At 71.3% G+C, this 11,062-nt stretch carries 9 protein-coding genes; 5 read left to right on the forward strand and 4 right to left on the reverse strand.

The features are described from left to right. On the forward strand, window positions 1–130 hold a 130-nt coding region (gene pspAA / locus AOK24_RS52615), incomplete at its 5' end, for a PspA-associated protein PspAA (RefSeq protein WP_420876648.1). 4 nt (window positions 131–134) lie between these two features. Here pspAA and AOK24_RS03150 read toward each other — a convergent pair. Next, entirely contained in the window at window positions 135–578 is a 444-nt protein-coding gene (locus tag AOK24_RS03150; RefSeq protein ID WP_055718506.1) for a VOC family protein, read from the reverse strand. 49 nt (window positions 579–627) lie between these two features. Between AOK24_RS03150 and AOK24_RS03155 the strand changes: the two genes are divergently transcribed. From AOK24_RS03155 to AOK24_RS03165, 3 genes are all read left to right on the forward strand, one after another. Next, on the forward strand, window positions 628–1,899 hold the full coding sequence (locus AOK24_RS03155; protein ID WP_055718507.1) for a sensor histidine kinase: 1,272 nt from the start codon (window positions 628–630) through the stop codon (window positions 1,897–1,899). Further along, entirely contained in the window at window positions 1,896–2,576 is a 681-nt protein-coding gene (locus AOK24_RS03160) for a response regulator (protein ID WP_055718508.1), read from the forward strand. The genes AOK24_RS03155 and AOK24_RS03160 overlap by 4 nt, the downstream gene beginning before the upstream one ends. Window positions 2,577–2,713: 137 nt before the next feature. Then, window positions 2,714–5,803, forward strand: a complete 3,090-nt coding sequence (locus AOK24_RS03165; protein ID WP_055718509.1) for an efflux RND transporter permease subunit — start codon at window positions 2,714–2,716, stop codon at window positions 5,801–5,803. A gap of 48 nt (window positions 5,804–5,851) precedes the next feature. Here the strand turns inward: AOK24_RS03165 and AOK24_RS03170 are convergent, their stop codons facing one another. Continuing rightward, window positions 5,852–6,424, reverse strand: coding sequence for a Uma2 family endonuclease (locus tag AOK24_RS03170; protein WP_079056656.1), 573 nt, complete (start codon window positions 6,422–6,424; stop codon window positions 5,852–5,854). 214 nt (window positions 6,425–6,638) lie between these two features. On the opposite strand from AOK24_RS03170, the gene AOK24_RS03175 reads away from it, so the two are divergent. Further along, window positions 6,639–8,744, forward strand: a complete 2,106-nt coding sequence (locus AOK24_RS03175) for a serine/threonine-protein kinase (RefSeq protein WP_240553625.1) — start codon at window positions 6,639–6,641, stop codon at window positions 8,742–8,744. A gap of 88 nt (window positions 8,745–8,832) precedes the next feature. Here AOK24_RS03175 and ilvD read toward each other — a convergent pair whose 3' ends face one another. Both ilvD and AOK24_RS03185 read right to left on the reverse strand, forming a co-directional pair. Continuing rightward, on the reverse strand, window positions 8,833–10,686 hold the full coding sequence (gene ilvD, locus AOK24_RS03180) for a dihydroxy-acid dehydratase (protein WP_055718511.1): 1,854 nt from the start codon (window positions 10,684–10,686) through the stop codon (window positions 8,833–8,835). 131 nt (window positions 10,687–10,817) lie between these two features. Then, a partial coding sequence (locus AOK24_RS03185; RefSeq protein ID WP_478078753.1) for a TetR/AcrR family transcriptional regulator occupies window positions 10,818–11,062 on the reverse strand: 245 nt, incomplete at its 5' end.

Raw genomic sequence — 11,062 nt, forward strand, 5'->3', positions numbered from 1 at the left:
GGTCCGCAGCCTCGGCACCCCCCTCCCGCCCGACGCCCTGCACCCCTCCGACCTGATCCTCCCGGGCCCGGACGCGACCCTCGCGGAAGTCCGGGCCATGCTCAACGACGACGGCCTGATCCCGGGCTGACCCGTCACGTCCTCGCCCCCGGCGGCCTCTCCTCCCCGAACACCCACGGGGCGAGCACCACCAGCCAGCCGTCCGGATCCTCGAAGAGGACCGCGCCGTGCTCGTCCCAGTAGGGGTTCGCCGGTGCCACCGGGGCGTGCCCGTGTTCCGCGAGCCGTGCCGCCGCCGTGGCCACCGCCTCCGGCCCCCGCAGATACAGCACGAGCTGGTTCTCGGGGTGCGCCTCGGGGATGTGCGGCGCCTCCCCGTACTGCAACAACTCCATGTTCACCGGCGCGCCCGGCAACCCCAGCACGACCCCGTCGTACCCACTGTGCCCCCGCCACTGCGCGAGGACGGGCAGCCCGAGGGCGTCCCGGTAGAACACGAGGACGTCGTCGTAGTGAGCGGTGGGCCGAGCGAACCGGACGGCGCCGACGTCGAGGTGGGAGGGCCAGGTGTGCGTCATAGCGGCATGCTCACATGAACTCCCACACCCAGACCGAAATGCACCCCCGATGACGCTCCCCCCACCCCCGCCGTACCTTGGCAGCGTGAGCACACGCACCCGTACCCTCGACCGAGCCCGCGGCGGTGTCAGCGCGCACCCCCTCGCCCTGGACGCGGCGATCGCGGCCGGTGTTCTCGTGTGCATGCTCGCCGGCAGCTTCGTGGAGCCGCACGGGGACCGCGGGGTCAGCTGGGGGGTCAGCACCCCGGACCCGCTGAGCCTCGTCCTCATGACGCTCGGCGCGATCGCGCTGATCTTCAGGCGCCGGGCCCCGATCAGGGTCCTCGCGGCGACGTCCGGCGTCTCCCTCGCCGAGTGCCTGACGGCCGGTGATCCGAGGGCGCCCGTGGTGATGTCGGCCGTCGTCGCCCTGTTCACGGTCGCCGCGTCGACGGACCGCTCGACCACCCTCCGCCTCGGCGTCCTGACGGTCACGGTCCTCACCGGCGCCGCGATGCTGGCGGGCCCCCTGCCCTGGTACGCGCAGGAAAACCTCGGCATCTTCGCCTGGACCGGCATCGGGGCGACGGCCGGTGACGCCGTGCGCAGCAGGCGGGCGGTGGTCCAGGCGATCAGGGACCGGGCGGAGCGGGCGGAACGCACCCGGGAGGAGGAGGCCCGCCGGAGGGTCGCCGAGGAGCGCCTGAGGATCGCGCGGGACCTGCACGACGTGGTCGCGCACCACATCGCCCTGGTGAACGTCCAGGCGGGAGTCGCGGCGCACGTCATGGACAAGCGCCCCGACCAGGCCAAGGAAGCCCTCGCGCACGTCCGCGAGGCCAGCCGCTCGGCGTTGAACGAACTCCGCGCCACCGTGGGCCTGTTGAGGCAGTCCGGCGACCCGGAGGCCCCCACGGAACCCGCCCCGGGCCTGGGCCGCCTGGACGAACTCGCGGACACCTTCCGCAACGCGGGCCTGAAGGTCGAGGTGGCGCGAGCGGACCAGGACACGACGCTCCCCGCGGCCGTGGACCTCGCCGCGTACCGGGTCATCCAGGAAGCCCTGACGAACGTGCAGAAACACGCGGGAGGCGACGCGAAGGCGGAGGTCAGCGTCGTACGCGTGGGCCCGAACGTGGAGATCACGGTGCTGGACAACGGCGCGCCGCCCGAGGACCGGCCCGGGGAGAGCGGCGGGGGCCACGGGCTGCTCGGCATGCGGGAGCGGGTCACCGCCCTGCGCGGCACCCTCACCACCGGCCCCCGCTACGGCGGCGGCTTCCGGGTCCATGCGATCCTGCCGGTCAAGACGACCAGCAAGGCGGAGAACTCCCTATGACACCGATCCGGGTCCTGCTCGCCGACGACCAGGCGCTGCTGCGCAGCGCGTTCCGCGTGCTCGTGGACTCGGAGCCGGACATGGAGGTCGTGGGCGAGGCGTCGGACGGCGCGGAGGCGGTACGCCTGGCGAAGGAGGAGCGCGCGGACGTCGTCCTCATGGACATCCGCATGCCGGGGACGGACGGGCTCGCGGCGACGCGGATGATCAGCGCCGACCCGGCGCTCGCGCACGTCAGGGTCGTCATACTGACGACGTTCGAGGTGGACGACTACGTCGTGCAGTCGCTGCGGGCGGGCGCCTCCGGCTTCCTCGGCAAGGGCAGCGAACCGGAGGAACTCCTCAGCGCGATCCGGGTCGCGGCGGGCGGCGAGGCCCTGCTGTCCCCGGCCGCGACGAAGGGCCTGATCGCGAGGTTCCTCGCGCAGGGCGACGACGACCCGGGCGACCCGGTCAGAGCGGCCCGCCTGGAGGCGCTGACCGTCCGCGAGCGCGAGGTCCTGGTCCAGGTCGCCGGGGGCCACTCGAACGACGAGATCGCGGAGCGGCTGGAAGTGAGCCCGCTGACCGTGAAGACGCACGTCAACCGGGCCATGGCCAAGCTGGGCGCCCGGGACCGGGCCCAACTCGTCGTCATCGCCTACGAGTCGGGCCTGGTACGCCCAAGGGTGGAGTGACGTTCGTACGGTCGTACTGCGGCCGGAGTATGCGGGGGATAAGGAACGGGACCTCGGGTCTACGAAACCGCCCGTGAGGATGAACCAGGGTGGTGAGCGACCGCTTCTGCCGCTCACAGGAGAGAGAACTCCCGCTTATGTCCTGGCTGTCCAGGTTCAGCCTCGCCCAACGCGCCCTGATCGGGCTGATGTCGCTGGTCGCGCTCGTCTTCGGGCTGATCGCGATACCCCAGCTCAAACAGCAGCTCCTGCCCACCATCGAACTGCCCATGGTCTCGGTGATCGCGCCGTACCAGGGCGCCTCTCCCGACGTCGTCGAGAAGCAGGTCGTCGAGCCGATCGAGAACAACCTCGAAGGCGTCGACGGCATCACCGGCGTCACCTCGACCGCGAGCGAGGGCAACGCCGTCATCATGGCGTCCTTCGACTACGGCAACGACACGAAGCGCATCGTCGCCGACGTCCAGCAGGCCGTGAACCGCGCCCGCGCGGGGCTGCCGGACGCCGTCGACCCGCAGGTCGTCGCGGGGTCCACGGACGACATCCCGACCGTCGTCCTCGCCGTCACCTCCGACAAGGACCAGCAGGCCCTCGCCGACCAGCTCGACTCGACGGTCGTCCCCGCGCTGCGGGACATCGACGGCGTCGGCCAGGTCGCCGTCACGGGCGTGCGCGACCTGCGGGTCACCGTCACGCCGGACGACGCGAAGCTCGCGGCGGCCGGTCTCACCACCCAGTCGTTGGCGCAGGCCCTCCAGGCGGGCGGCGTCACGCTGCCGGGCGGCTCCTTCGACGAGGCGGGCGCGAACCGGACGGTCCAGATCGGGGGCGGGTACACGTCCGTCCGGCAGATCGCGGATCTCCGTATCCCCGTTCCCGGCAAGGCCCCGGTCAAGGTCGCGGATGTCGCCGCCGTCCGCGAGGAGGAGGCCCCCGCCGACTCCATCACCCGCACCGACGGCAAGCCCAGCCTCGCCGTGACCGTCACCATGGCCCACGACGGCAGCGCGGTCACCATCTCGAACGCCGTCGAGGACAAGCTCCCCGCGCTGCGCAAGGACCTCGGCGCCGACATCACCGTCGTCAGCGACCAGGGCCCGGCCGTCTCCAAGTCCATCAAGGGCCTCACCACCGAGGGCGCGCTCGGCCTGCTCTTCGCGGTGCTCGTGATCCTCGTCTTCCTCGCGTCGATCCGCTCGACGCTGGTCACGGCCGTGTCGATCCCGCTGTCCGTGGTCCTCGCGCTGATCGTCCTGTGGACCCGCGACCTGTCGCTCAACATGCTCACCCTCGGCGCGCTGACCATCGCGATCGGCCGCGTCGTCGACGACTCCATCGTCGTCCTGGAGAACATCAAACGGCACCTCGGCTACGGCGAGGAGCGCCAGGCGGCGATCCTGACGGCCGTCCGCGAGGTCGCGGGCGCGGTGACGTCGTCGACGCTCACCACCGTCGCCGTGTTCCTGCCGATCGGCCTGGTCGGCGGCATGGTCGGCGCCCTCTTCGGCTCCTTCAGCCTGACGGTGACGGCGGCCCTGCTCGCGTCCCTGCTGGTGTCCCTCACCGTCGTACCCGTCCTGTCCTTCTGGTTCCTGCGCGCCCCCAAGGGCACCCCCGAGGACGCCGCCGAGGCCCGCCGCGTCGCGGAGGAGAAGGAGGCGAACAGCAGGCTCCAGAAGCTGTACGTCCCCGTCCTGCGGTTCGCGACCCGGCGCCGGCTGCTCAGCGTGGCCATCGCCGTCGTCGTCCTGCTCGGCACGTTCGGCATGGCGCCGCTGCTCAAGACCAACTTCTTCGACCAGGGTGAGCAGCAAGTCCTCACCGTCAAGCAGGAGTTGAAGCCGGGTACGAGCCTGGCGGCCACCGACGCCGAGGCGAAGAAGGTCGAAGCGCTGCTGGCTCGGACCGAGGGTGTCAAGGACTACCAGGTCACCATCGGGTCCTCCGGGTTCCTCGCGGCGTTCGGCGGCGCGACCGACAGCAACCAGGCGTCGTACCAGGTCATGCTGGAGGACTCCGCGTCGTACGACGACGTCCAGAAGCGCGTCGAGGACGGGCTGAAGAAGCTCGACGGGGCCGGCACCGTCACCGTCTCCGCCGGGGACGGGTTCGGCGCGCAGGACCTCAGCGTCGTCGTGAAGGCGTCGGACGGGGACACGCTGCGCACGGCGTCCGAGGAGGTCCGCAAGGCCGTGGCCTCGCTGGACGACGTCACGGACGTCACGAGCGACCTCTCCCAGAGCGTCCCGCGCATCTCCGTCAAGGCGAACTCCGCCGCTGCCGCCGCCGGCTTCGACGACCAGTCCCTCGGCCTCGCCGTCGCCCAGGCCGTACGCGGTACGACGGCCGCCAAGGCCGTCCTCGACGACACCGAGCGCGATGTCGTGATCACCTCGGCGAAACCGGCGAAGACGCTGGCGGAGCTGCGGGGCCTGTCGCTGGGCGCGGTGAAACTCGGCGACGTGGCGACGGTCCAGGTCGTCGACGGCCCGGTCTCCATGACCCGCATCGACGGCCAGCGCGCGGCGACGATCACGGCGAAACCGACCGGCGACAACACGGGTGCCGTCAGCACGGCCCTGCAATCCAAGATCGACGCCCTGAAACTCCCCGAAGGCGCCCGCGCCGAGATCGGTGGCGTGTCCTCCGACCAGGACAGCGCGTTCAAGAACCTCGGCCTGGCCATGCTGGCGGCCATCGCCATCGTCTTCATGCTGCTCGTCGCGACGTTCCGCTCATTGGCTCAGCCACTGATCCTCCTCGTCTCGATCCCGTTCGCGGCGACCGGCGCGATCGGTCTCCTGCTTCTCACCGGCACCCCGATGGGCGTCCCCGCGATGATCGGCATGCTGATGCTCATCGGCATCGTGGTGACCAACGCGATCGTCCTCATCGACCTGATCAACCAGTACCGCTCCCAGGGATACGGCGTCGTCGAGGCGGTCGTAGAGGGAGGCCGCCACCGCCTGCGCCCCATCCTCATGACGGCCCTGGCGACGATCTTCGCGTTGTTGCCGATGGCCCTAGGGGTTACCGGCGAAGGCGGCTTCATCTCCCAGCCGCTGGCCGTCGTGGTGATCGGCGGCCTGATCACCTCAACCCTGCTGACGTTGCTGTTGGTACCGACGCTGTACGCGATGCTGGAACTCCGTAAGGAGAGGCGCGCGGCGAAGAAGGCGGGCGTTGCCCCTGAGGAGAAGCCGGTGGAGGAGCCGGTGACTGTGTGACCCAGGAAGGGCCGGGTTCCTTATACGGGACCCGGCCCTTCGTCATGCTCAGAGAAACTCGCCGGTCTCCAACTCGAACCCGAAGGGCTCGGGGAGGGGGAGGGGCTTACCGAACGGCAGAGTGATGTGCTGGCGGTAGTCCTCGTCCTCCGGGTCGCTGAAGAGGGTGAGCGAGGAACTGTCGCGGTCGACGAGGAGGTAGAGAGGGATACCGGCGTGGGCGTAGCCATGGCGCTTGGCCACCCGGTCCGCCCGAGGCTTCGTGGAGGTCACCTCCAGGACCAGGGCGACGCCGTCGGGCGGCATCCAGGGGTCGGCGCCACGGTAGAGCCGCAGTTCCTGGGGTGCGAAGGTGCCGTCGGGAATCACATGGTTCCTCGGAGCACCGGACCCCAGCTTCAGCCCTTTGTTGCCGGAGAACTGGATGTCGACCTGCGATTTCCTGAGCACTTGGCTCACGATCAGGCCGATGTAGTCCTCGTGGTCCCCGTCCGGCGGCGGCGTCACAACGATCTCCCCCTCGAGGAGCTCTGCCCGGAAACCCTCCGGGGTGTCCAGGGCGAGGAAGCCCTCAAGCAGAACGTCTGCCTGCGTGAACGGCTCATGGGCCATGGCAGTCATGTCACGTCCCTCCCTTTTCTGTCGCTCGCCAGACTGGGACACGGGAAGATCACCTCTCCGAGAGATCGGAGACCGTTCCCTCGATCGTGGCACACGACGGCGTCGTGGGCACGCAACCGTCAACGTCCCTCCACGGGCTCCCGGTCTCACACCTCCTACGCTTTGCATATCCTGTGACCTCGAACTGCACGGCGGGTGAGGGGTGGACGGGGAGGTGGCACTGCACGACGGCGACCCCAAGGAGCTCGGCGGTTATCAGATCGTCGACCGGCTGGGTGCCGGGGGGATGGGGGTCGTCTATCGCGCGCGGTCCCGTTCCGGGCGGGAGGTCGCGGTCAAGGTCGTCCATGACCAGTACGCCGCCGACAGCGTGTTCCGCGCCCGTTTCCGCCAGGAGATCGCCGCCGCCCGCAAGGTGAGCGGCGCGTTCACGGCGGCTGTCGTCGATGCGGATCCCGATGCGGACCGGCCTTGGATGGCGACGCAGTACGTGCCGGGGCGTTCGCTGTCCGCCCGCGTCCGCGACGACGGGCCCCTGCGGGGGACCGAACTGCGGCGGCTGGCGCTCGGGTTGGTGGAGGCGCTGCGGGACATCCACCGCGTGGGCGTGGTGCACCGCGATCTCAAGCCGAGCAACGTGCTGCTGGCCGAGGACGGCCCGAAGGTGATCGACTTCGGGATCTCACGCCCGAAGGACAGCGAACTGCGCACCGAGACGGGCAAGTTGATCGGAACGCCGCCCTTCATGGCGCCGGAGCAGTTCCGGCGCCCGCGCGAGGTGGGCCCGGCGGCGGACATCTTCGCGCTGGGCTCGGTGCTGGTGCACGCGGCGACGGGACGCGGCCCGTTCGACTCGGACAGCCCGTACATCGTGGCGTACCAGGTGGTGCACGACGAGCCGGAGCTCGCGGGCGTGCCGGAGAACCTCGCGCCCCTGGTGCTGAGCTGCCTCGCGAAGGAGCCCGAGGACCGGCCCACGCCGGACGAGCTGATGCGCGAGCTGCGGTCGGTGGCGGCGTCGTACGACACGCAGACGTTCGTGCCGAGCGGGCGGGTGCCGGAGGCCGGGCCTCAGACGGCCGGGACACCCACGCCGGCCGGCGCGCCCGAGCCGGTCCCGGTGGAACCGGTGAAGTCCCGCAAGGGGCGCAGGCGCCAGAAGGTGATCCTCGCCGGTGCGGCCGTCGCCGTCCTCGCGGGCGGCGGTTTCGTCGGCCTGCGCGTCGTGGACGGCACGAGCACCGCCGCTCCGCGCACAACACCCTCCAGAACGGCAGCATTCGCCCCCTGGGCGACGAAACCGGCACCGGACGACTCCGGGTCCCTGCCGCGCTGCACGTACGCCTCAGGGCGGCTCCTGTGCGCTCAGCGAGGTCTGGTGTCGGCGCTCGACGCGAACGACGGCCGTGTGCTGTGGCGGCACGCGCTGGCCGCCGACGACACCCCGGGCCGCGCGCCGGCCGTCGAGAGCGGCCTCGTCCAGGTCGTCACCCGCTCGGGCAGCCGCGCCCTCGCCCTGGACCCGGCGACCGGCGCGGCGCGCTGGCAGCGGGACGTCTCCGGGTACTCCGGCGTCTGCCACGCGGGCGGCGCGCTGCTGCTGACCGCCCCCGGCGGCACGGTGACGGCCGTCGACGGCGCGACCGGCAAGGACCTGTGGACCAAGCGGATCGAAGGCCAGCGCCTGCCGGTGTTCGCGTCGTTCCGCGGCGACCGGCTCGCGTACGCGGCGAACGTCTCCTCCGACGGCACGCGCACGCGGGTCACCGCGCTCGACCCGACGACGGGCACCGTCCGCTGGGAGGCCAAGCTGACCGGCGCGCTCACCCCGGTCGGGCGCGCGGGCGAGGACCTCGTCCTCCTCAAGGGCGGCGCCGACTACGGCGAGACCGGCGCGGTGGTCCGCTACTCCCCGGCGACGGGCAAGTCCCTGAAGGTGCCGCTGGACGTCGCCCTCACGCAGGCGCGCGCGACGGTGGCCGGCGAGAAGGTCTACCTCCTGGGCTACGACGGCTCCCTGGCCGCCGTGGACCTCGGCACGGGCACGCAGGTGTGGTCGCTCCAGACGTCCGTGAGCCGTGGCTCCGACCTCGCGGCGGACGGCGCGCGCGTGTACTTCAGCGGCGCCGACGGCCGTCTGCTGATCGTCGACGCGCGCGCGGGACGCCTCCTCAGCACGACGACCCTGCGCACCGGCAGCCGTCCCGACGAGGTCGCCGCCGCCCTGCCCGCGCCCCAGGCGGTCGACGGGCGCGTGTACGCGGGCGCGCCGGACGGGACGGTGTTCGCGGTGACCGAGGACGACACGCCGGGACAGTAACCGGGGCTCCCTATAGGGGTGGCTCTTTATGACGGACTGGGGCCCCTTTCTGCGCGAAGGGGGCCCCAGTCCGTCGTACCGAGAGCGGTCAGCCCAGCTTGGACACGTCGCGGACGGCGCCCTTGTCGGCGCTGGTGGCCATCGCCGCGTACGCGCGCAGGGCGGCGGAGACCTTGCGTTCGCGGCTCTTCGGGGCGTAGACGCCGTTCAGGGCGGCCTCGCGGCGGGCCAGTTCGGCGTCGTCCACCAGGAGTTCGATCGAGCGGCCCGGGATGTCGATGCGGATGCGGTCGCCGTCCTCGACGAGGGCGATCGTGCCGCCGCCGGCCGCCTCGGGGGAGGCGTGGCCGATGGACAGGCCCGAGGTGCCGCCGGAGAAGCGACCGTCCGTGATCAGGGCGCACGCCTTGCCGAGGCCGCGGCCCTTGAGGTACGAGGTCGGGTAGAGCATCTCCTGCATGCCGGGGCCGCCCTTGGGGCCCTCGTAGCGGATGACGACGACGTCGCCCTCCTTGATCTCCTTCAGGAGGATCTTCTGGACGGCCTCCTCCTGCGACTCGCAGACGACCGCGGGGCCCTCGAAGGTCCAGATGGACTCGTCGACGCCCGCGGTCTTCACCACGGCCCCGTCGACGGCCAGGTTGCCCTTCAGGACGGCCAGGCCGCCGTCCTTGGAGTACGCGTGCTCGGCGGAGCGGATGCAGCCGCCCTCGGCGTCCTCGTCGAGCGTCTCCCAGCGCTCCGACTGGGAGAACGCCTCGGCGGAGCGCACGCACCCGGGCGCGGCGTGCCACAGCTCGACGGCCTCCGGGGAGGGCGAGCCGCCCCGGACGTCCCAGGTCTTCAGCCAGTCGGCCAGGGAGGGGCTGTGGACGGAGTGCACGTCCTCGTTCAGCAGGCCCGCGCGGTGCAGCTCGCCCAGGAGCGCCGGGATGCCTCCCGCGCGGTGCACGTCCTCCATGTAGTACGTGCGGTTCTTGGCGACGTTCGGGGCGACCTTCGCGAGGCACGGCACGCGCCGGGAGACCGCGTCGATCTGCTCCAGGCCGAAGGGGACCTCCGCCTCCTGGGCGGCGGCCAGCAGGTGCAGGATCGTGTTCGTCGACCCGCCCATGGCGATGTCGAGTGCCATCGCGTTCTCGAACGCCGCGAAGGAGGCGACGGAACGGGGCAGTACCGTCGCGTCGTCCTGCTCGTAGTACCTGCGGGTGATGTCCATGACCGTCCGCGCGGCGTCCACGTACAGCTGCTTGCGCGCGGTGTGCGTGGCCAGCACGGAGCCGTTGCCCGGCAGGGAGAGGCCGATCGCCTCGGTCAGGCAGTTCATCGAGTTGGCGGTGAACATGCCGGAACACGAGCCGCAGGTGGGACAGGCGTTCTCCTCGATGCGGGCGATGTCCTCGTCGGAGATCTTGTCGTTCACCGCGTCGGAGATCGCGTCGACCAGGTCGAGCGTGCGGACCGAGCCGTCGACCAGGGTCGCTCGGCCGGACTCCATGGGGCCGCCGGAGACGAACACCGTCGGGATGTTCAGCCTGAGGGCCGCGTTCAGCATGCCCGGGGTGATCTTGTCGCAGTTGGAGATGCACACCAGCGCGTCCGCGCAGTGCGCCTCGACCATGTACTCGACGCTGTCCGCGATCAGGTCGCGCGAGGGCAGGCTGTAGAGCATCCCGCCGTGGCCCATCGCGATGCCGTCGTCCACGGCGATCGTGTTGAACTCGCGCGGGATGCCGCCCGCCTCGACGATCGCCTCGCTGACGATCCGGCCGACCGGCTGAAGGTGCGTGTGCCCCGGCACGAACTCCGTGAAGCTGTTCGCCACCGCGATGATCGGCTTCCGGCCGATGTCCGCGCCGGGTACACCGGACGCCCGCATCAGCGCGCGTGCGCCTGCCATGTTGCGGCCGTGGGTGACTGTGCGGGACCTCAGCTCGGGCATCGTCGCTCGCTCCTTCAGACAGGTAGGGCTGTCGTCGAGCGTACGCCGGTCATCCAGAGGGCGGGACGGGGTGTCCGGAATGCGGGATGTGCGTCTCGGTGCGGAGGCGTGCAGGGGTTGTCAGGTGCGCCTCACGGCGCGGTCAGGTGGCCCTGGACGACGGGTGCCACGCGCGCGATGAGCTGTTCCACGTCCGCCGAGGCGAGCGGCTCGACCTTGATGACGTACCGGAGCATCGCGCAGCCGACGAGCTGGGCGGCGGCGAGTTCCGCGCGGAGTTCCGCGTCGGGGAGGTCCACGCGCGCGGCCACGCGGCGCAGGAGCTGGGAGGCGATCAGGCGGCGGAAGACGGCGGCGGCGGTCTCGTTGGTGACCG

Origin of the sequence: Streptomyces niveiscabiei (assembly GCF_001419795.1) — a bacterium.
GTDB lineage: Bacteria > Actinomycetota > Actinomycetes > Streptomycetales > Streptomycetaceae > Streptomyces > Streptomyces niveiscabiei.